This window comes from Mesorhizobium sp. B2-3-11, assembly GCF_006442215.1.
GTDB lineage: Bacteria > Pseudomonadota > Alphaproteobacteria > Rhizobiales > Rhizobiaceae > Mesorhizobium > Mesorhizobium salmacidum.
In genome coordinates this window covers 247,682-268,880 of the sequence record NZ_VFVS01000001.1, presented here as the reverse complement: position 1 = coordinate 268,880, position 21,199 = coordinate 247,682, and the positions used below count along the sequence as shown (strand labels likewise).

Sequence of the window (21,199 nt, the reverse complement as noted above, 5' to 3'; positions counted from 1 at the left end):
GTCCGGCTCCTTACAGCACTTCAGGCGCGAGCGAGATGATCTTCATGTGGTTCTTGGCGCGGAGTTCGCGCGGAACCGGTCCGAAGATACGCGTGCCGATCGGCTCTTTCTTGTTGTCGACGAGAACGGCCGCGTTCTTGTCGAAACGGATCACGCTGCCGTCCGGGCGGCGGATGTCCTTGGCCGTGCGAACCACGACCGCCTTCATCACATCGCCTTTCTTAACGCGGCCGCGCGGAATGGCTTCCTTGATCGACACCACGATGATGTCGCCCACGGAAGCGTATTTCCGCTTCGAGCCGCCCAGCACCTTGATGCACATGACACGACGCGCGCCGGAATTATCCGCCACGTCGAGGTTTGTTTGCATCTGAATCATGACTGGCCGCCTTCTTCTTTTCTAACGGGACGGGCTCGAAGCCCCTCCCCGGTCTGTCCAAAATTCGTTGTTTACGCCCGGAGGTCAGGCTTGGTCCGAGGACACGACGATCCAGCGCTTGTCCTTGGAAATCGGCTTCGATTCCTGGATGAACACCTGATCGCCGACCTTGTGGGCGTTGTTCTCGTCGTGCGCCTTGTACTTCTTGGTCATGCGCACGGTCTTCTTCATCACGGGATGCGTGAAGCGCCGTTCGACCTTGACGACAACCGTCTTCTCGTTCTTGTCGCTGACGACGGTGCCCTGCAGAATGCGCTTTGGCATGGTTTTCGTCCTTAAGCCTTCTTGGCCGCGGACTTTTCCGCAGCGATGGTCTTGATACGCGCAATGTCCTTGCGAACCTGCCTCACGCGCGCGGTCTTCTCGAGCTGGCCGGTGGCCTTCTGGAAGCGCAGGTTGAACTGCTCCTTCTTCAGGCTGGCCAGGTCGTCGGTCAGCTGGTCCTGGGTCTTGGTCCGGATGTCTTCGGCTTTCATGATCAGCCCGTCCTTATTCTGCGATGCGCTGTACGAAGCGCGTCCTGACCGAGAGCTTGGCCGCGCCGAGACGCAGCGCCTCACGGGCGGTTTCTTCATTGACGCCATCGATCTCGAACATGATGCGGCCCGGCTTGACGCGCGCCGCCCAGTAGTCGACCGCGCCCTTGCCCTTGCCCATGCGGACTTCGGTCGGCTTCGACGTGACCGGGACATCCGGGAAAATACGGATCCACACGCGGCCGGCGCGCTTCATTTCGCGAGTGATCGCGCGGCGGGCCGCCTCGATCTCACGCGCGGTGACACGGTTCGGCTCAAGCGCCTTCAGCCCGAAACCACCGAAATCCAGGTTGGTGCCGCCCTTTGCGGTACCATGGATACGGCCCTTGAACTGCTTGCGGAACTTTGTGCGCTTTGGCTGCAGCATCGTTCTAACTCCAAATTCCTAAATGTCTCAGGCGTTTTCGCGACGACGACCGCGTTCGCGATCACCACCACCGCCATGCGCAGCATCACCCTCGGTCGCACGACGCTCCGAAGCCATCGGATCGTGCTCGAGGATTTCGCCCTTAAATACCCAGACCTTGACGCCGCAAATGCCGTAGGCCGTATTCGCCTCGGCCGTGCCGTAGTCGACATCGGCGCGCAACGTATGCAGCGGCACGCGACCTTCACGGTACCATTCCATGCGCGCGATCTCGGCGCCGCCAAGGCGGCCGGCGCAGTTGATGCGGATGCCTTCGGCACCGAGGCGCATGGCCGACTGCACGGCACGCTTCATGGCGCGGCGGAACGCGATGCGACGCTCGAGTTGCTGTGCGATCGACTGGGCGACCAGGGTCGCGTCGATTTCCGGCTTGCGCACTTCGACGATGTTGAGGTGCGTCTCGGACTTCGTCATCTCCATCAGCTTCTTGCGAAGCTTCTCGATGTCGGCGCCCTTCTTGCCGATGATCAGACCCGGGCGCGCGGCATGGATGGTGACGCGGCACTTCTTGTGCGGACGCTCGATCACGACCTTCGAGATCGCGGCCTGCTTGAGCTCCTTCTCAAGATACTTGCGGATCTTAATGTCCTCATGCAGCAGCTTGCCGTACTCGCCGGTGTTCGCGAACCAGCGCGAATCCCAGGTGCGATTGATGCCGAGGCGAAGACCGATCGGATTGACTTTCTGGCCCATTATGCGGCCTCCCCTTTTTCTTCGACTTCACGAACGACGATCGTGAGGTGCGAGAACGGCTTCTCGATACGGCTGGCGCGACCACGGCCACGAGCGTGGAACCGCTTCATGACGATTGACTTGCCGACATAGGCTTCCGCCACGATCAGAGCATCGACGTCGAGGTCGTGGTTGTTTTCCGCGTTGGCGATTGCCGATTCCAGCGTCTTCTTGACCGTGCCGGAAATCCGCTTGGCCGAGAATTCGAGATCGGAAAGCGCTGTCGCGACCTTCTTGCCGCGGATCAGCGCGGCAACCAGGTTCAGCTTCTGCGGGCTGATACGGATCGTGCGCAACACGGCGCGCGCTTCGTTGTCAGCAAGCCTGCGCGGAGCTTTGGCCTTGCCCATGATTATTTCCTCTTCGCCTTCTTATCCGCGCCGTGACCGTAATAGGTCCGCGTCGGAGCGAATTCACCGAACTTGTGACCGACCATGTCCTCGTTCACCGAGACGGGAACATGCTTCTGGCCGTTGTAGACACCGAAGGTGAAGCCGACGAACTGCGGCAGGATGGTGGAGCGACGGCTCCACATCTTGATCACCTCATTGCGACCACCTTCACGAACCTTGTCCACCTTCTTGAGAAGGTAGCCGTCGATGAAGGGGCCTTTCCAAATAGAACGAGTCACTTGGCGTTACCTCTTCTTAGCTCTTGCGCTGATGGCGCGAGCGCAGGATGAACTTGTCGGTCGCCTTGTTGGACCGCGTCTTCTTGCCTTTGGTCGGCTTGCCCCACGGGCTGACCGGATGACGGCCACCGGAGGTGCGGCCTTCGCCGCCGCCGTGCGGATGGTCGACCGGGTTCATGGTCACGCCGCGATTGTGCGGACGCTTGCCACGCCAAACCGTGCGGCCGGCCTTGCCATCGTTGATGTTGCCGTGGTCCGGATTAGACACGGCACCGACGGTGGCCATGCAGGAGCCGTGAACGACACGCTGTTCGCCCGAGTTGAGGCGCAGGATCGCCATACCCTGGTCGCGGCCGACCAGCTGGCCGTAACCACCTGCCGAACGGGCGACCTGGGCGCCCTTGCCCGGCTTCAGCTCGATGTTGTGGACGATGGTGCCGACCGGCATCGAGGCCAGCGGCATCGCGTTGCCCGGCTTCACGTCGACCGCTTCGCCTGCCACGATCTTGTCGCCGGGAGCCAGACGCTGCGGAGCGATGATGTAGGACAGCTCACCATCATCATACTTGATCAGCGCGATGAAGGCGGTGCGGTTCGGATCATATTCGATGCGCTCGACCGTGCCGACAACGTCGAACTTGCGACGCTTGAAGTCGATGATGCGATACGAACGCTTGTGACCGCCGCCGATGAAGCGGGCGGTGATGCGGCCGTGATTGTTGCGACCGCCCGATTTGGTCAGGCCTTCGGTCAGGCCCTTGATGGGCTTGCCCTTGTAGAGGCCCGAGCGGTCGACGATGACCAGCTGGCGGGTGCTCGGCGTTATCGGGTTGAATTTCTTAAGTGCCATTGTCCTGTCCTCGCGGCCTTGCTCAGAGACCCGTCGCGACGTCGATCGACTGGCCGTCGGCCAGCGTCACGATCGCCTTCTTGACGTCGCTCTGGCGGCCGATCGTGCCGCGGAAGCGCTTGATCTTGCCCTTGCGGACAAGCGTGTTCACGGCCATCACCTTGACGCCGAACAGCGCTTCGACGGCGGCCTTGATTTCCGGCTTCGACGCCTTCTTGGCGACGTTGAAGACGACCTGGTTCTGCTCGGAGGCCATGGTCGACTTTTCGGTGATCGCCGGCGAGACGATCACGTCGTAGTGACGAAGGTCGGTCATTTAAAGCGCTCCTCGAGAGCCTCGACGGCGGCCTTCGAAAGGACCAGCGTGCCGCGGCGCAGAATGTCGTAGACGTTGATGCCCTGGATGGGCAGCACGTCGATGTTGGGGATGTTGGTGGCTGCCAGCTTGAAGTTCTTGTCAAGCTCGGCACCGCCAATCACCAGGGCGTTGGTCAGGCCCAGCGTCGCGAAATTCGCGATCAGCGCCTTCGTCTTGGCCTCGGTCAGCTTCAGCTCGTCGATGATGATGATCGACGCGCTCTTGGCCTTGGCGGAGAGAGCATGCTTGAGGCCAAGCGCACGAACCTTCTTGGGCAGTTCATGCTCGTGGCTGCGAACGACCGGGCCGTGGGCCTTGCCGCCGCCGCGGAACTGCGGAGCGCGTGCCGAGTGGTGACGGGCGCGGCCCGTACCCTTCTGCTTGTACATCTTGGCGCCGGTGCGCGCGATTTCGGCGCGGCCCTTTGCCTTGTGCGTGCCCTGCTGCTTCTTGGCAAGCTGCCAGCGCACGACGCGCTGGAGGATGTCTTCGCGCGGATCAAGGCCGAAAATTCCGTCGGAAAGTTCCACCTTGCCGGCGTCTTTACCGCCGAGCGTTGTGATCTTGAGATCCATTATTCCGCTCCCTCTGTGGCCGGAGCCTCGTTCTTCGCAGCTGCCGCAACAGCGCGGATCGCGGCGGGCTTCGGCGCATTGGCCGGCAGCGCCACCTTGGCCGCATCGCGGACCAGGATCCAGGCGCCCTTCGATCCGGGAACCGCACCGCGGATCAGGATCAGGCCGCGGTCGGCGTCGGTCGAGACGATCTCGACATTCTGCGTGGTGACGCGGGTGTCGCCCATGTGGCCAGCCATATGCTTGCCCTTGAACACCTTGCCCGGGTCCTGACGCTGGCCAGTCGAACCGTGAGTACGGTGCGAGACCGAGTTACCGTGCGTCGCACGGCCACCACCCATGTGGTGGCGCTTGATGACGCCCTGGAAACCCTTGCCGATCGTCGTGCCCGTCACATCGACCTTCTGGCCGGCGACGAAGTGCTCGACGGTGATCTCGGCGCCAACATCGATCATGTTGTCGGCGGAGACGCGGAACTCGGCAACCTTCGCCTTCGGCTCGACGGAAGCGGTCGCGAAATGGCCGCGCATCGCCTTCGACGTGTTCTTCACCTTGGCGAGGCCAACGCCGAGCTGAACGGCGGTGTAGCCATTCTTCTCCTGCGTGCGCTGTGCCACGACCTGGCAGTTCTCCATCTGGAGAACGGTGACGGGAACATGTTCCCCGGCATCATTATAGATGCGGGTCATTCCCACCTTCTTTGCAATCACACCTGAACGCATCGGTTCAATTCCTTTAGAGTTCCGGGCCAGGGACACCGCCCCCTACCGCGCTCTCATTCCCTTAGAGCTTGATCTCGACGTCGACGCCGGCGGCCAGATCGAGCTTCATCAAAGCATCGACGGTCTGCGGGGTCGGATCGACGATGTCGAGCAGACGCTTGTGCGTGCGCATCTCGAACTGCTCGCGGCTCTTCTTGTCGACGTGAGGCGACCGGTTGACCGTGAACTTTTCGATCCGCGTCGGCAGCGGAATGGGCCCGCGGACGTTTGCACCGGTGCGCTTGGCCGTCGACACGATTTCCTTCGTCGAGGCGTCGAGCACGCGGTGGTCAAACGCCTTCAGGCGGATGCGGATATTCTGTCCGTTCATGCGTCACTTCCTTGTTCTGGCGCGGCGCGGGCAACTGCGGCGCCCGCGACAGATCGGTTTAAGTCCAAATTACTCTTTGATGGTGACGACGATGCCGGCACCGACGGTGCGGCCGCCTTCACGGATGGCGAAGCGCAGCTTCTCTTCCATGGCGATCGGCACGATCAGCTCGACATCGACCGTGATGTTGTCGCCGGGCATCACCATCTCGGTGCCTTCCGGCAGCGATACGATGCCGGTCACATCGGTCGTGCGGAAGTAGAACTGCGGACGGTAGTTGGTGAAGAACGGCGTGTGACGGCCACCTTCGTCCTTGGTCAGGATGTAGGCTTCGGCCACGAACTTCTTGTGCGGCTTCACCGTGCCGGGCTTCGCCAGAACCTGGCCGCGCTCGACACCTTCACGGTCGACGCCGCGCAGCAGCGCGCCGATGTTGTCGCCGGCCTGGCCCTGATCGAGCAGCTTGCGGAACATTTCCACGCCCGTGCAGGTCGTCTTGGTCGTCGGACGGATGCCGATGATTTCCAGCTCCTCGCCGACCTTGACCACGCCGCGCTCGACGCGGCCGGTCACGACCGTGCCACGGCCCGAGATCGAGAACACGTCCTCGATCGGCATCAGGAACGGCTTGTCGAGCGGACGAACCGGCGTCGGGATGTAGGCGTCGACCTGAGCCATCAGCTCGCGGATCGCGTCCTCGCCGATCGTCTTGTTCGAATCCTCAAGCGCTGCCAGCGCCGAACCCTTGACGATCGGAATGTCGTCGCCGGGGAATTCGTTCTTCGACAAAAGTTCGCGAACCTCGAGCTCGACCAGTTCGAGCAGCTCGGCGTCGTCGACCTGGTCGACCTTGTTCAGGAACACCACGATCGACGGCACGCCGACCTGACGGGCAAGCAGGATGTGCTCGCGGGTCTGCGGCATCGGGCCGTCGGCGGCCGACACGACCAGGATCGCACCGTCCATCTGCGCGGCACCGGTGATCATGTTCTTCACATAGTCGGCGTGGCCGGGGCAGTCGACATGCGCGTAGTGGCGGTTGGCCGTCTCGTATTCGACGTGAGCCGTCGAGATCGTGATGCCGCGCGCCTTCTCTTCCGGCGCCGCGTCGATCTGGTCATAGCGCTTGTATTCGCCAAAATACTTGGTGATCGCAGCCGTCAGCGACGTCTTGCCATGGTCGACGTGACCAATCGTGCCGATGTTCACATGAGGCTTAGTGCGCTCGAATTTACCTTTTGCCATGTGATGTCTCCATTTCCTGCTCGCCCATGCGGGCTTTGAATTGCGTTACCGCGGCAGCTCTTTCGAGTTACGCGTATTTCTTCTGGACTTCCTGAGCGACCGCGGTCGGGACCGGCTCATAGTGATCGAACTGCATCGTGTAAGCCGCGCGGCCCTGGCTCATCGAGCGCAGGTTGTCGACGTACTTGAACATGTTGGCGAGCGGCACCATCGCGTTGATGACGACGGCCACGCCGCGCGCTTCCTGGCCCTGGATCTGGCCGCGACGGCCGTTCAGGTCACCGATGACGCTGCCGACGTAATCTTCCGGCGTCACCACCTCGACCTTCATGATCGGCTCGAGCAACTGCACGCCAAGCTTGGGAGCAGCTTCACGGAAGCAAGCACGGGACGCGATTTCGAAGGCAAGAACCGAGGAGTCGACATCGTGGTAGGCGCCGTCGATGAGCGTTGCCCTGACGCCGATCATCGGGAAGCCGGCGAACGGACCAGCGCCCATGACGCTCTGGATGCCCTTTTCAACGCCCGGAATGTATTCCTTCGGCACCGCGCCGCCGACGATCTTGGACTCGAATACGAAGTCCTCGCTCTCGGAATTCGGCTCGAACACAACCTTGACGCGCGCGAACTGGCCGGTACCGCCGGTCTGCTTCTTGTGCGTGTAGTCCTGCTCGTGCTTGCGGGTGATCGTCTCGCGATAAGCCACCTGCGGCGCGCCGACATTGGCTTCGACCTTGAACTCGCGACGCATGCGGTCGACGATGATGTCGAGGTGCAGTTCGCCCATGCCGGAGATGATGGTCTGGCCGCTTTCCTCGTCCGTCTTGACGCGGAAGGACGGGTCCTCGGCAGCCAGGCGATGAAGGGCGAGCCCCATCTTTTCCTGGTCGTTCTTGGTCTTCGGCTCGATGGCGATCTGGATAACCGGATCGGGGAATTCCATGCGCTCGAGGATCACCGGGTGCAACGGATCGCACAGCGTGTCGCCGGTGGTGGTGTCCTTGAGGCCGGCCAGGGCGACGATGTCGCCGGCGAAAGCCTCTTCGACGTCGGCGCGCGAATTCGCATGCATCTGCAGCATGCGGCCGATGCGCTCCTTCTTGCCTTTCACGGTGTTGTCGACAGAGACGCCCTTGGTGAGCTTGCCCGAATAGATGCGGGCAAAGGTCAGCGAACCGACGAACGGGTCGTTCATGATCTTGAAGGCGAGCATCGACAGCGGCTCGTTGTCGTCCGCATGACGCTCGATCTCGGCGTCGGTCTTGGCATCGACACCCTTGATGGCCGGAACGTCGGCCGGCGACGGCAGGTATTCGACAACGGCGTCGAGCAGCGGCTGCACACCCTTGTTCTTGAAGGCCGAGCCGCAGAACATCGGGTAGAACTTGACTGCGATCGTGCCCTTGCGGATCAGCGAACGGATCTCGTCATTCGACGGCATCTTGCCTTCGAGGTAGTTCTCGAGCGCCGTCTCGTCCATTTCGACGGCGGCTTCGATCATCTTCTCGCGATATTCCTCGGCACGCGCCTTGAGGTCGGCCGGGATCTCGACGACGTCCCAGGCAGCACCCAGGGTTTCATCGCGCCAGACAAGCGCGTTCATCTCGACGAGGTCGACGACGCCCTTGAATTCGGTCTCGGCGCCGATCGGCAGCTGCATGACGACAGCCTGCGCACCGAGGCGCGAGCCGATCATCTCGACCGAGCGGTAGAAGTCCGCGCCGATCTTGTCCATCTTGTTGCAGAAGATCATGCGCGGCACGCGGTACTTATCGGCCTGACGCCAGACGGTTTCCGTCTGCGGCTCGACACCGGCGTTGGCATCGAGCAACGCAATGGCGCCGTCGAGCACACGCAGCGAACGCTCGACCTCGATGGTGAAGTCGACGTGTCCAGGGGTGTCGATGATGTTGAAGCGGTGCATCTTGCCGTCACGAGCCTTCCAGAAGGTCGTGGTCGCAGCGGACGTGATGGTGATGCCGCGCTCCTGCTCCTGCTCCATCCAGTCCATGGTGGCAGCGCCGTCGTGCACTTCGCCGATCTTGTGCGACTTGCCCGTGTAATAGAGGACGCGCTCGGTAGTCGTCGTCTTGCCGGCGTCAATATGCGCCATGATACCGAAATTGCGGTAGTCTTCGATTTTGTATTCGCGGGCCATCGTAGCTGCCTCTCAGTCCTGTTCGCGCTTTACCAGCGGTAGTGTGCGAAAGCGCGGTTGGCTTCAGCCATCTTGTGGGTGTCTTCACGCTTCTTCACGGCAGTGCCGCGGTTGTTGGCCGCGTCCATCAGCTCGCCGGAGAGGCGGTCGACCATGGTGGTCTCGTTGCGGTTGCGGGCCGCGGCAATCAGCCAGCGGATCGCCAGCGCCTGGCGGCGCTCGGGGCGCACGTCGACCGGAACCTGGTAGGTGGCGCCGCCGACGCGACGCGAACGCACTTCCACATGCGGCGCGACATTGTCGAGCGCCTGGTGGAAAACGGTGACCGGCTCCTGCTTGGTCTTCGACTGGACCTGGTCCAGCGCGCCATAGACGATGGTCTCGGCGACCGACTTCTTGCCGTCATACATGACGGCGTTCATGAACTTGGTGACGATCAGATCACCGAACTTGGGATCCGGGTTGATCTCACGCTTTTCTGCACTGTGACGACGCGACATGGCTTTTGTCTCTCAATCTCGTAGCCTTGCGCCGGAAAGCGACAAGGCCGGAAAATCTTACTTCGGACGCCCCTTACTTCGGACGCTTGGCGCCGTACTTCGAACGGCGCTGCTTGCGGTTCTTCACGCCCTGCGTGTCGAGCACGCCGCGGATGATGTGATAGCGCACGCCCGGAAGATCCTTGACGCGGCCGCCGCGGATCATGACCACGGAGTGTTCCTGAAGGTTGTGACCTTCGCCGGGGATGTAACCGATCACTTCAAAACCATTGGTCAGGCGGATCTTGGCCACCTTGCGCAGCGCCGAGTTCGGCTTCTTCGGCGTCGTCGTATAGACGCGCGTGCAGACGCCCCGCTTCTGCGGGTTCTGCTGCATGGCCGGGACCTTGTTGCGCTTCACCGGCGCAATGCGCGGCTTGCGGATCAGCTGGTTGACGGTAGGCATTAAACCCTCTTGTCTCTCAATTCCGTGTCTCGTGCCGGTCAAGGCTCGCTCAAAGCGTCATTTCCATACGCAAATTCGGGCCACAAACCGCGCCTTGCGGTCTTGCCCGAACAAATCGCAGAGGAAGCGGAAACCGCTTCGTGCACGCCGGAGATGTCTTTTCGCTCGTAAAACGAACCCTGTTTGAGGCAAACTCCAAAGCGTGTCGCTTCGGAAGCAAGAGCCTCACATCGGTTCTGACTGGGCGGCTTCTACTCGTAAGCCCGCGAACCGTCAAGCCCGCAGTGGCAAATATTGCATTGAAGGCGGGGCTTGGCAGCCATGCGAAAACCGCAAGTAATTTTCTTTCGCCGTTTTGCAAGGGCGAGGAAGAAAGTGACCGGCCTTTGGCTGTTGCGGGGCCTTGCTTCATGCGAAAAAGGCCGCATGAACACTGACAATCCCTCGCCGCGGAGGAATCGGCCCGTGAACGACAATGAAGAACGCCCGGTCACCATCATCACCGGCCGGGTGTGGAAGAAGAAAGGCGGCAAGCCGGAAGGCGTGCATGTCATGCTGGTGGCGCCCGATGACGATTCGGCGGTGCGCCGCGCGCTCGAATCGCTCGCGGCGGAAGGCTATGCCGAAGCCGAACTCGACCAGATCGGCGACATGGAGGGCGAGCCCGACGATGAGCCGCATCTTTCGGCCTTTCAGGGCGCGCTCGAAGGCGAAGTGTCGATAGTGACCTTCGACGTTCCGATCTGATCGCAAGCGTGATGCCCCTCACCTGCCCTGGGCCGCAGTGCCGATTCGTTCGGATAACTGGCATGGCCGGTGCTTGCCCGTCATGTCCGATCTGCTAAGAGACGCGCAGTCGTCCAAACCCGGCGGAGCCTCATGTCCTCATCCATCTCGCCCATAAGAATCGGCATTGTCGGCGTCGGCAAGATCGTCCGCGACCAACACCTTCCGGCACTGGCCAAGGATCGGGACTACCAGCTGATCGCGGCGGCCAGCCGGCACGGCAAGGTCGACGGCATCGCGAATTACCCTGATATTGAGACGATGCTTGGCGCGGTTCCCGAACTCGACGCCGTGTCGCTGTGCATGCCGCCGCAGTTCCGCTATGACGCCGCGCGCAAGGCGCTCGAGGCCGGAAAGCACGTCTTCCTGGAAAAGCCTCCGGGTGCCACGGTCAGCGAAGTCGAGGACCTGAAGGCGTTCGCGACGAAACAAGGCGTCTCTTTGTTCGCCAGCTGGCACTCGCGATACGCGCCGGCGGTGGAAGCCGCACGGACATTCCTGGCTTCGACTAAAATCAAATCGGCGGCGATCGTCTGGAAGGAAGATGTACGGCGCTGGCATCCGAATCAGGACTGGATCTGGCAGCCTGGCGGCTTCGGCGTCTTCGATCCCGGTATCAACGCGCTGTCGATCGCAACCTACATCCTGCCGGCCATGTACATCACTTCGGCCGTGCTCGATTTTCCCGAGAACCGTGATGCGCCGATCGCGGCCCAGGTCGCCTTCCGCGCCGCGAACGGATCTGATGTGACGATGGACCTCGACTGGTTGCAGACCGGACCGCAGAGCTGGGACATCCTGGCCGACACGGATGCTGGACAGATGGTGCTCTCGGGTGGCGGCTCGAAACTCGCCGTCGACGGCAGTGTCGTACACCAGGAGCCGGAAGCGGAATATCCGATGCTCTACCGGCGTTTTGCCGAGATCGTGCACGCCGGCGTATCGGACGTGGACCTGGCGCCGCTCCAGCACGTCGCCGACGCCTTCATGCTCGGCAAGCGCAACGTGGTCGAGGCGTTTTTCGACTGACGATCGCCCGGCGCGCCTGGCCTCAGTCGACAATGGCGATGGCAAACCCGTCATAGCCCTTGGCGCCCACGGTCTGGATGGCGGTGCCGTCCAGCCGTTTGTCGCCGCCGATGAAGGAAAACGCCGCGCGTGCGCCTTCGACATTGGCATCGCGACCATCCTCATCCAGCACGGCACCGTCACGGATGACGTTATCGCAGATGATGATCGTTCCGGAGCGCGATAGCCGCAAGGCCCAGGACAGATAGTTCGGGTTGTTCGGCTTGTCGGCATCTATGAAGATGAGGTCGAACGGACCGGCGTTCTCGCCACCCAGTGCTGCAAGCGACTGGAGCGCCGGGCCGACGCGCAATTCCACACGGTCCGCAACTGCTGCCCGCACGAAATTCGAACGCGCGACGCTGGCATGGTGCGGATCGAGTTCGAGCGTCACGACCTTGCCGTCGGCGGGCAATCCCCGCGCCATCCAGATGGTCGAATAGCCGCCCAGCGTGCCGATCTCGAGCACCTTCTTCGCGCCGCTGATGCGCACCAGCAGCGAGAGCAGTTTTCCTTGCGCCGCCGAGACGTCGATCGCCGGCAGGCCGTTGTCGCGGTTGGCCGCCAGAACCGCGTCGAGAACGGGATCCGCCTCGAAAAGCGAGGCGACGATGTAGTTATCGGCAGCCGTCCAGATCTTCGTGCTCATCTGTTTTCCTCCGATTATAGAAATGAAAAAGCCGCCGGGTTGCCCCGACGGCTTCTGTTGCCTGAGATTTTTGCCGCCTCGCTTACTGCGCGGCGGTTGTCATGTCCGCCAGCATCGGCTCGGCGACTTCCACACCGGAGGCCTTGCGGCGCTCGTCGATGATGAGTTCGTCGCGCGAGGTGGCGATGCGCCGGATCTGGCTCATCGTGCCGCCGGTACCGGCCGGGATCAGCCGGCCGACGATGACGTTTTCCTTCAAGCCCTGCAGCATGTCGGTCTTGCCGGCAACCGCGGCTTCCGTCAGCACCCTGGTCGTCTCCTGGAAGGAGGCGGCCGAGATGAAGGACGGCGTCTGCAGCGATGCCTTGGTGATGCCGAGCAGCACCGGCTGGCCCTCGGCCGGCTTCTTGCCGTCCTCGACCAGACGCTCGTTGACCTCTTCCAGTTCAATCACGTCGACATGATCGCCCGGGATGTAGGTCGAGTCGCCCTGCACCGTGATCTCGACCTTCTGCAGCATCTGGCGAACGATCACCTCGATGTGCTTGTCGTTGATCGACACGCCCTGCAGGCGGTAGACTTCCTGGATCTCGTTGACGAGGTAGGAAGCAAGTGCCTCCACGCCCTTGATCGCCAGGATGTCGTGCGGCGCCGGATTGCCGTCGAGGATGTAGTCGCCCTTCTCGATGACGTCGCCGTCCTGGAGATGGAACGGCTTGCCCTTCGGAATCAGGTACTCGACCGGCTCAAGCGTCGAGTCGTGCGGCTCGATGATGATGCGGCGCTTGTTCTTGTAGTCGCGGCCGAAGCGGATCGTGCCATCGATCTCGGCGATGATGGCGTGATCCTTCGGACGACGTGCCTCGAACAGTTCGGCGACACGCGGCAGACCGCCGGTGATGTCCTTGGTCTTGGCGCTTTCCATCGGGATACGCGCCAGGACGTCGCCGGGGCGAACCTGGGAACCCGGCTCGACCGAGAGAATGGCCTCGACCGAGAGCAGGAAGCGGGCATCGCCACCCTTCGACAGCTTGCCGACCTTGCCCTTGGAGTCCAGGATGGCAATCGCAGGCTTGAGGTCGTTGCCGCGCGGCGTCGACCGCCAGTCGATGACCTCACGCTTGGTGATGCCGGTCGACTCGTCGGCCGTTTCCTGAACGGAAATGCCGTCGACCAGATCCTCATACGACACCTTGCCCTCGATTTCAGTGAGGACAGGACGGGTATAGGGATCCCACTCCGCGATACGCTGACCGCGCTTCACCTTGTCGCCATCGTCCACGAAGATGCGTGAACCATAGGTGACACGGTGCGTCGCGCGCTCCTTGCCGGCTTCGTCGAGGATCAGCACCGCCATATTGCGGCCCATGACCATCTGCTGGCCGTCCGAGTTGCGCACCACGTTGCGGTTGCGGATCTCGACCTTGCCCTCATAGGAGGCTTCAAGGAACGAGCTGTCCACCACCTGCGCGGTACCGCCCATGTGGAAGGTGCGCATGGTGAGCTGCGTGCCCGGCTCGCCGATCGACTGCGCCGCGATGACGCCGACGGCTTCGCCCTGGTTGACCGGGGTGCCGCGGGCCAGATCGCGTCCGTAGCAGACCGCGCAGACGCCGATCCTGACCTCACAGGTCAGGGCCGAGCGGATGCGGACCGACTGCACGCCGGCCTTTTCGATCTGCTCGACGTCACGTTCGTCCATGAGCGTTCCGGCCTTGACCAGAACCTCGCCCGACACCGGATGGGTGATATCGTCGAGCGATGTACGGCCCAGCACGCGCTGGCCGACCGAAGCGACAACCTGACCGGCATCGACGATCGGCTGCATGGTGAGGCCCTTGTCGGTGCCGCAATCCACGGAGTTGACGATGCAGTCCTGCGCCACGTCGACCAGACGACGGGTGAGGTAACCCGAGTTCGCCGTCTTCAAGGCGGTGTCGGCCAGACCCTTGCGGGCGCCGTGGGTCGAGTTGAAGTACTCGAGCACGGTCAGGCCTTCCTTGAAGTTCGAGATGATCGGCGTCTCGATGATTTCACCCGACGGCTTGGCCATCAGGCCGCGCATGCCGGCAAGCTGGCGCATCTGGGTGGGCGAGCCACGCGCCCCGGAGTGCGACATCATGTAGATCGAGTTCATCGGCTTCTGACGGCCATTGTCTTCGAACTCGACCGCCTTGATGCGGGCCATCATTTCGTCGGCGACCTTTTCCGAGCACTTGGCCCAGGCGTCGACGACCTTGTTGTACTTTTCGCCCTGCGTGATCAGGCCGTCATTGTACTGCTGCTCGTACTCTTTGGCCAAGGCCTCGGTGTCCGACACCAGCTTGATCTTGGTGTCCGGGATCAGCATGTCGTCCTTGCCGAACGAGATGCCGGCACGGCACGCATGAGCAAAGCCGAGCGCCATGATGCGATCGCAGAAAATGACCGTCTCCTTCTGACCGCAATGGCGGTAGACGGTGTCGATCATCTTGGAGATGTTCTTCTTGGTCATCTCCTGGTTGGCGGTCTCGTAAGGCACATTGACGTTCTTCGGCAAGAGCTCGCCGATGATCATGCGGCCAGGCGTGGTGTCATGGATCTTCGACACGACCTTGCCTTCGGCGTCGACCGTGCGGAAGCGGCCCTTGATCTTGGCGTGCAAGGTCACGGCCTTGGTCTCGAGCGCGTGCTGGAGTTCGCCCATATCGGCAAACACCATGCCCTCGCCCGGCTCGTTCTGGTTGACGATCGAGAGGTAGTAGAGACCCAGAACCATGTCCTGCGACGGCACGATGATCGGCGCGCCGGAGGCCGGGTGCAGGATGTTGTTGGTCGACATCATCAGCACGCGGGCTTCCAACTGCGCTTCAAGCGACAGCGGCACGTGAACGGCCATCTGGTCGCCGTCGAAGTCGGCGTTGAAGGCCGTGCAGACCAGCGGGTGAAGCTGGATCGCCTTGCCTTCGATCAGGATCGGCTCGAACGCCTGGATGCCGAGGCGGTGCAGCGTCGGCGCGCGGTTCAAGAGAACCGGATGCTCGCGGATCACCTCGTCGAGGATATCCCAGACTTCCGGACGCTCCTTCTCGACCAGCTTCTTCGCCTGCTTGACCGTCGAGGAGTAACCCTTGGCGTCGAGACGGGCGTAGATGAAGGGCTTGAACAGTTCGAGCGCCATCTTCTTCGGGAGGCCGCACTGATGCAGCTTGAGCTCCGGACCGGTGACGATGACCGAACGGCCGGAATAGTCGACGCGCTTGCCGAGCAGGTTCTGACGGAACCGGCCCTGCTTGCCCTTGAGCATGTCGGACAGCGACTTCAGCGGACGCTTGTTGGCGCCGGTGATGACGCGGCCGCGACGGCCGTTGTCGAACAGCGCATCGACGGCTTCCTGCAGCATGCGCTTTTCATTGCGCACGATGATGCCCGGCGCCCGCAGCTCGATCAGCCGCTTCAGGCGGTTGTTGCGGTTGATGACGCGACGATAGAGATCGTTCAGGTCGGACGTCGCGAAGCGTCCACCATCCAGGGGAACCAGCGGGCGCAGGTCCGGCGGGATCACCGGAACGACCTTCATGATCATCCATTCCGGACGGTTGCCGGATTCCATGAAGTTCTCGACGACCTTGAGCCGCTTCAGATATTTCTTCTGCTTCAGCTCGGACGTGGTCGAAGCCAATTCCGAACGCAGGTCGCCGGCGATCTTCTCCAGGTCCATGCCGGCCAGAAGGTCATGAATGGCCTCGGCGCCGATCATGGCGGTGAACGAATCCTCGCCATACTCGTCGACGGCGATCATGTACTCTTCCTCGCTGAGCAGCTGGTGCTCCTTCAGCGCGGTGAGGCCAGGCTCGGTGACGATGTAGTTCTCGAAGTAGAGGACGCGCTCGATGTCCTTCAGCGTCATGTCGAGCAGCGTGCCGATGCGCGAGGGCAGCGACTTCAGGAACCAGATATGGGCGACGGGTGCCGCCAGCTCGATATGGCCCATGCGCTCGCGGCGAACGCGCGACAGTGTGACTTCGACGCCGCACTTCTCGCAGATGACGCCCTTGTACTTCATGCGCTTGTACTTGCCGCACAGGCATTCGTAGTCCTTGATCGGGCCAAAAATGCGCGCGCAGAACAGACCGTCACGCTCCGGCTTGAAGGTGCGGTAGTTGATGGTCTCCGGCTTCTTGATCTCGCCGAACGACCAGGACAGAATCTTCTCAGGGCTGGCAAGCGAAATCCGGATGGAATCGAACACCTGCGCAGGCGCCTGCGGATTGAAGAGATTCATGACCTCTTGGTTCATGCCGTTCTCCTTTTCGGGGTCCTCGAAAACCCCTTGCATCTAACGCGGGCCGAATGCCCGCTGAGTGGTCGGCCCACCGGCCGTCGAATTTCGTGGACGCGCCGCGGCATTCCGCGACGCGCCGTAGCCGTTACTCGGCTGCGTCCGGCAGTCGAACCGGAGCTTCGTCGAGCTTGGTGTTCTCCAGCTCGACATTGAGGCCAAGCGACCGCATTTCCTTGACGAGCACGTTGAAGCTCTCGGGAATGCCTGCCTCGAACGTGTCGTCGCCACGCACGATCGCCTCGTAGACCTTGGTGCGGCCGGCGACGTCGTCCGACTTCACCGTCAGCATTTCCTGCAGCGTGTAGGCGGCGCCGTAGGCTTCCAGCGCCCAGACCTCCATTTCGCCGAAGCGCTGGCCACCGAACTGCGCCTTGCCGCCCAGCGGCTGCTGGGTGACGAGCGAGTACGGGCCGATCGAACGCGCGTGGATCTTGTCGTCCACCAGGTGGTGAAGCTTGAGCATGTAGATATAGCCCATCGTCACCTTGCGATCGAACGGCTCGCCGGTGCGGCCGTCATAGAGCTGCGACTGACCGCTGGTATGCAGGCCCGCCTGCTCCAGCATGATGTTGATGTCAGCCTCATGCGCGCCGTCGAACACCGGGGTCGCGATGGAGACGCCGCGGCGCATCTGCTCGCTGAGGCGAACGATGCTCTCGTCGTCATACTCGCGGACCGGCTCGTTGCGGTCATTGGCCGGCATGAAGCTTTCCAACGTCTTGCGCAGCGGTTTGATATCGCCGGCAGCCTTATACGTGTCGATCAGCTCGCCGATCTTCCTGCCCATGCCGGCACAAGCCCAGCCCAGATGCGTTTCCAGGATCTGGCCGACATTCATGCGGCTCGGCACACCCAGCGGGTTGAGCACGATATCGGCATGCGTGCCGTCCTCGAGGAAAGGCATGTCCTCGACCGGAACGATGCGCGACACGACACCCTTGTTGCCGTGACGGCCGGCCATCTTGTCGCCGGGCTGCATCTTGCGTTTCACCGCCACGAAGACCTTGACCATCTTCATGACGCCCGGAGGCATTTCGTCGCCGCGCTGCACCTTCTCGACCTTGTCCATGAAGCGTTGCTCAAGCGCCTTCTTGGAATCGTCGTACTGGCCACGCAGGGCTTCCAGTTCGCTCTGGAGCTTTTCGTTCTCCACCGCGAACTGCCACCACTGCGAACGCGGATACTCGTCGAGCGTGTCCTTGGACAGCGTAGAGCCCTTCTTGAAGCCCTTCGGTCCAGCGATCGCTTCCTTGCCGACGAGAACGTCGGAAAGACGCGCATAGACGTTGCGATCCAGGATCGCCTGCTCGTCGTCACGGTCCTTGGCGAGGCGTTCGATCTCCTCGCGCTCGATCGCCATGGCGCGCTCGTCCTTCTCCACACCGTGGCGGTTGAACACGCGCACCTCGACGACGGTGCCGAAGGTGCCCGGAGGCATGCGCATCGAAGTGTCGCGCACGTCGGAAGCCTTTTCACCGAAGATGGCGCGCAGAAGCTTCTCTTCCGGCGTCATCGGGCTCTCGCCCTTCGGCGTGATCTTGCCGACCAGGATGTCGCCAGGCTGAACTTCCGCACCGATATAGACGATGCCGGCTTCGTCCAGGTTCTTCAGCGCTTCTTCCGAGACGTTGGGAATATCGCGCGTGATTTCCTCCGGACCGAGCTTGGTGTCGCGGGCCATGACCTCGAATTCCTCGATGTGGATCGAGGTGAAGACGTCGTCGGCCACGATACGCTCGGAGAGCAGGATCGAGTCCTCGTAGTTGTAGCCGTTCCACGGCATGAACGCGACCAGCACGTTGCGGCCGAGCGCCAGATCACCGAGCTCGGTCGACGGACCGTCGGCGATGATGTCGCCCTTGTTGACCCGGTCGCCCATACGCACCAGCGGACGCTGGTTGATGCAGGTGTTCTGGTTCGAACGCTGGAACTTCATCAGCCGGTAGATGTCGACGCCGGACTTGCCCGGGTCGAGATCCTCGGTGGCGCGGATAACGATACGCGTCGCGTCCACCTGGTCGACGATGCCGCCACGACGGGCGCCGATGGCGGCACCTGAGTCACGGGCGACGATCGGCTCCATGCCGGTGCCGACGAACGGCGCCTCGGCGCGCACCAGCGGCACGGCCTGACGCTGCATGTTCGAGCCCATCAGAGCGCGGTTGGCGTCGTCGTTCTCGAGGAACGGGATGAGCGCCGCGGCAACGGACACCATCTGCTTGGGCGACACGTCCATCAGGTCGACGTTTTCGCGCGGCGCCATCATCACTTCGCCGGCGCTGCGGCAAATGACGAACTCGTCGACGAAGCCGCCGTTCTTGTCGAGCTCGGCGTTGGCCTGCGCGACATGGTGCTTGGCCTCTTCCATCGCCGAGAGATAGACGACGTCATTGGTCAGCTTGCCGTCGACGATCTTGCGGTACGGGCTTTCGATGAAGCCGTACTTGTTGACGCGCGCGAAGGTCGCCAGCGAGTTGATCAGACCGATATTCGGGCCTTCCGGCGTCTCGATCGGGCAGATGCGGCCGTAATGCGTCGGGTGCACGTCGCGCACTTCGAAGCCGGCGCGCTCGCGGGTCAGGCCGCCCGGTCCAAGCGCCGACAGGCGACGCTTGTGGGTGATCTCCGACAGCGGATTGGTCTGGTCCATGAACTGCGACAGCTGCGAGGAACCGAAGAACTCGCGCACGGCGGCTGCCGCCGGCTTGGCGTTGATCAGGTCCTGCGGCATGACCGTGTCGATCTCGATCGAGGACATGCGTTCCTTGATCGCGCGCTCCATGCGAAGCAGGCCGACGCGGTACTGGTTCTCCATCAGCTCGCCGACCGAACGCACGCGGCGGTTGCCGAGATTGTCGATATCGTCGATCTCGCCCTTGCCGTCACGCAGTTCGACCAGCGTCCTGACCACGGCCAGGATGTCGTCCTTGCGCAGCACGCGCACGGTGTCCTCGGCCTTGAGCTCGAGACGCATGTTCATCTTGACACGGCCGACGGCAGACAGGTCGTAGCGCTCGCTGTCGAAGAACAGCGAGTTGAACATGGCTTCGGCGGTCTCGAGCGTCGGCGGCTCGCCCGGGCGCATGACACGGTAGATGTCGAACAGCGCGTCCTGGCGGCTCTCGTTCTTGTCGACGGCGAGCGTGTTGCGGATATAGGCGCCGACATTGACATGGTCGATGTCGAGGACCTGGATCTCCTGCTCGCCGGTGCCGAGCAGCACCTTGAGCGTCTTGTCGTCGATCTCGTCGCCGGCCTCGAGGAAAATCTCGCCGGTGGCATAGTTGACGATGTCCTCGGCAAGGTAGTTGCCGAGCAGATCCTCGTCGGTCGCCTTGATCGCCTTGAGACCCTTCTCGCCGAGCTGACGTGCCTGGCGGGCGGTGATCTTCTTGCCCGCCTCGACGACGATCTCGCCGGTGTCGGCGTCGACCAGGTCGCCGACGGCCTTGAGGCCGCGGAAACGCTCGACGTTGAACGGAATGCGCCAATGGTCGCCGGCGCGCTTATAGGTGATCTTGTTATAGAACGTCGACAGGATCTCCTCGCCGTCCATGCCGAGCGCCATCAGCAGCGAAGTCACGGGGATCTTGCGGCGGCGGTCGATGCGGGCGTGCACGACGTCCTTGGAATCGAACTCGATGTCGAGCCACGAGCCACGGTAGGGGATGACGCGGGCGGCAAACAGAAGCTTGCCCGACGAGTGCGACTTGCCCTTGTCATGGTCGAAGAAGACGCCCGGCGAGCGGTGCATCTGCGAGACGATGACGCGCTCGGTGCCGTTGACGATGAAGGTGCCGTTGAGCGTCATGAGCGGCATGTCGCCCATGTAGACGTCCTGCTCCTTGATGTCCTTGATCGACTTGGCACCGGTATCCTCGTCGATATCGAACACGATGAGGCGCAGCGTCACCTTCAGCGGCGCGGCATAGGTCAGATCGCGCTGACGGCATTCGTCAACGTCGAATTTCGGTCCTTCGAACTCGTACTTCACGAACTCCAGCATGGAGGAGCCGGAAAAATCGGAGATCGGGAAGACCGACTTGAAAACAGCCTGCAGCCCTTCGTCGGGACGTCCGCCCTTGGGCTCGTCCACCATCAGGAACTGGTCATAGGACGCCTTCTGGACCTCGATGAGGTTCGGCATCTCCGCAACTTCCGGGATCTTTCCGAAAAATTTGCGTACGCGTCTGCGGCCATTGAAAGTCTGGGTCTGGGCCATCGTCGCTCCTTAGCTCTAAACTCGGGACGAACCTCGCCGCGGTTCGTCTTGCATACTGAGCCACCTGGGCGGCGGCTCTCTGTCTGTTCTCCGGCCGCCTCTCCAATTGCTTGGCGGTTACCGGCTAAAACGGGAGAAAACCCGTTTCCTGAAGGCCGGTTT

Annotated in this window: 21 protein-coding genes; 2 read left to right on the top strand and 19 right to left on the bottom strand. The window is 62.2% G+C overall.

Going from position 1 to position 21,199, the window contains the following annotated elements; translation table 11 throughout:
• Positions 1 to 10 precede the first annotated feature (10 nt).
• The 16 genes from rplN to rpsL form a co-directional block, all read right to left on the bottom strand.
• Positions 11 to 379: a 50S ribosomal protein L14 gene (rplN, locus tag FJ960_RS01365; RefSeq protein ID WP_006205457.1), complete on the bottom strand. Its 369-nt coding sequence runs from the start codon at positions 377 to 379 to the stop codon at positions 11 to 13.
• Between the two features lie 84 nt (positions 380 to 463).
• The gene (gene rpsQ / locus FJ960_RS01360) at positions 464 to 703 is read right to left on the bottom strand and encodes a 30S ribosomal protein S17 (RefSeq protein WP_010909280.1); all 240 of its coding nucleotides are present in this window, start codon (positions 701 to 703) and stop codon (positions 464 to 466) included.
• 11 nt (positions 704 to 714) lie between these two features.
• A complete protein-coding gene (gene rpmC, locus FJ960_RS01355) occupies positions 715 to 915 on the bottom strand; it encodes a 50S ribosomal protein L29 (RefSeq protein ID WP_006205459.1) in 201 nt (66 codons plus the stop codon).
• A gap of 13 nt (positions 916 to 928) precedes the next feature.
• Positions 929 to 1,342, bottom strand: coding sequence for a 50S ribosomal protein L16 (gene rplP / locus FJ960_RS01350; RefSeq protein ID WP_006205460.1), 414 nt, complete (start codon positions 1,340 to 1,342; stop codon positions 929 to 931).
• Between the two features lie 27 nt (positions 1,343 to 1,369).
• Positions 1,370 to 2,095 carry a 30S ribosomal protein S3 gene (rpsC, locus tag FJ960_RS01345; RefSeq protein ID WP_013895697.1) on the bottom strand — a complete coding sequence of 242 codons (726 nt, stop codon included), beginning with the start codon at positions 2,093 to 2,095 and terminating at the stop codon, positions 1,370 to 1,372.
• On the bottom strand, positions 2,095 to 2,484 hold the full coding sequence (gene rplV, locus FJ960_RS01340) for a 50S ribosomal protein L22 (RefSeq protein ID WP_006205462.1): 390 nt from the start codon (positions 2,482 to 2,484) through the stop codon (positions 2,095 to 2,097). Before rplV ends, rpsC begins: the two co-directional genes overlap by 1 nt.
• A 2-nt stretch (positions 2,485 to 2,486) precedes the next feature.
• On the bottom strand, positions 2,487 to 2,765 hold the full coding sequence (gene rpsS, locus FJ960_RS01335) for a 30S ribosomal protein S19 (protein ID WP_006205463.1): 279 nt from the start codon (positions 2,763 to 2,765) through the stop codon (positions 2,487 to 2,489).
• A gap of 16 nt (positions 2,766 to 2,781) precedes the next feature.
• Positions 2,782 to 3,615, bottom strand: a complete 834-nt coding sequence (gene rplB / locus FJ960_RS01330) for a 50S ribosomal protein L2 (RefSeq protein ID WP_140505210.1) — start codon at positions 3,613 to 3,615, stop codon at positions 2,782 to 2,784.
• Between the two features lie 22 nt (positions 3,616 to 3,637).
• A complete protein-coding gene (locus tag FJ960_RS01325) occupies positions 3,638 to 3,931 on the bottom strand; it encodes a 50S ribosomal protein L23 (protein WP_010909275.1) in 294 nt (97 codons plus the stop codon).
• A complete protein-coding gene (gene rplD, locus FJ960_RS01320) occupies positions 3,928 to 4,548 on the bottom strand; it encodes a 50S ribosomal protein L4 (protein ID WP_015317984.1) in 621 nt (206 codons plus the stop codon). Before rplD ends, FJ960_RS01325 begins: the two co-directional genes overlap by 4 nt.
• Entirely contained in the window at positions 4,548 to 5,270 is a 723-nt protein-coding gene (gene rplC, locus FJ960_RS01315; RefSeq protein ID WP_023757978.1) for a 50S ribosomal protein L3, read from the bottom strand. The genes rplD and rplC overlap by 1 nt, the downstream gene beginning before the upstream one ends.
• A gap of 61 nt (positions 5,271 to 5,331) precedes the next feature.
• Complete coding sequence (gene rpsJ, locus FJ960_RS01310) at positions 5,332 to 5,640, bottom strand: 30S ribosomal protein S10 (RefSeq protein ID WP_010909272.1); 309 nt, start codon at positions 5,638 to 5,640, stop codon at positions 5,332 to 5,334.
• 69 nt (positions 5,641 to 5,709) lie between these two features.
• The gene (gene tuf, locus FJ960_RS01305) at positions 5,710 to 6,885 is read right to left on the bottom strand and encodes an elongation factor Tu (protein WP_013895701.1); all 1,176 of its coding nucleotides are present in this window, start codon (positions 6,883 to 6,885) and stop codon (positions 5,710 to 5,712) included.
• Between the two features lie 67 nt (positions 6,886 to 6,952).
• Positions 6,953 to 9,043, bottom strand: coding sequence for an elongation factor G (gene fusA, locus FJ960_RS01300; RefSeq protein WP_027146624.1), 2,091 nt, complete (start codon positions 9,041 to 9,043; stop codon positions 6,953 to 6,955).
• A gap of 29 nt (positions 9,044 to 9,072) precedes the next feature.
• A complete protein-coding gene (gene rpsG, locus FJ960_RS01295) occupies positions 9,073 to 9,543 on the bottom strand; it encodes a 30S ribosomal protein S7 (RefSeq protein WP_008875664.1) in 471 nt (156 codons plus the stop codon).
• Positions 9,544 to 9,616: 73 nt separating this feature from the next.
• Positions 9,617 to 9,988 carry a 30S ribosomal protein S12 gene (gene rpsL / locus FJ960_RS01290; RefSeq protein WP_006333356.1) on the bottom strand — a complete coding sequence of 124 codons (372 nt, stop codon included), beginning with the start codon at positions 9,986 to 9,988 and terminating at the stop codon, positions 9,617 to 9,619.
• A 465-nt stretch (positions 9,989 to 10,453) separates the two neighbouring features.
• Between rpsL and FJ960_RS01285 the strand changes: the two genes are divergently transcribed.
• Positions 10,454 to 10,735, top strand: a complete 282-nt coding sequence (locus tag FJ960_RS01285) for a transcriptional regulator (protein WP_127277968.1) — start codon at positions 10,454 to 10,456, stop codon at positions 10,733 to 10,735.
• A gap of 144 nt (positions 10,736 to 10,879) precedes the next feature.
• Positions 10,880 to 11,803 carry a Gfo/Idh/MocA family oxidoreductase gene (locus tag FJ960_RS01280; RefSeq protein WP_181166172.1) on the top strand — a complete coding sequence of 308 codons (924 nt, stop codon included), beginning with the start codon at positions 10,880 to 10,882 and terminating at the stop codon, positions 11,801 to 11,803.
• Positions 11,804 to 11,825: 22 nt separating this feature from the next.
• On the opposite strand, the gene FJ960_RS01275 is transcribed toward FJ960_RS01280, so the two are convergent.
• The 3 genes from FJ960_RS01275 to rpoB all read right to left on the bottom strand — a co-directional run bounded on the left by FJ960_RS01275 (position 11,826) and on the right by rpoB (position 21,037).
• Complete coding sequence (locus FJ960_RS01275; protein WP_140711504.1) at positions 11,826 to 12,491, bottom strand: O-methyltransferase; 666 nt, start codon at positions 12,489 to 12,491, stop codon at positions 11,826 to 11,828.
• Positions 12,492 to 12,573: 82 nt separating this feature from the next.
• Positions 12,574 to 16,770, bottom strand: coding sequence for a DNA-directed RNA polymerase subunit beta' (gene rpoC / locus FJ960_RS01270; RefSeq protein WP_027146628.1), 4,197 nt, complete (start codon positions 16,768 to 16,770; stop codon positions 12,574 to 12,576).
• Positions 16,771 to 16,900: 130 nt separating this feature from the next.
• Complete coding sequence (gene rpoB / locus FJ960_RS01265) at positions 16,901 to 21,037, bottom strand: DNA-directed RNA polymerase subunit beta (RefSeq protein ID WP_027146629.1); 4,137 nt, start codon at positions 21,035 to 21,037, stop codon at positions 16,901 to 16,903.
• Between the last annotated feature and the right edge of the window lie 162 nt (positions 21,038 to 21,199).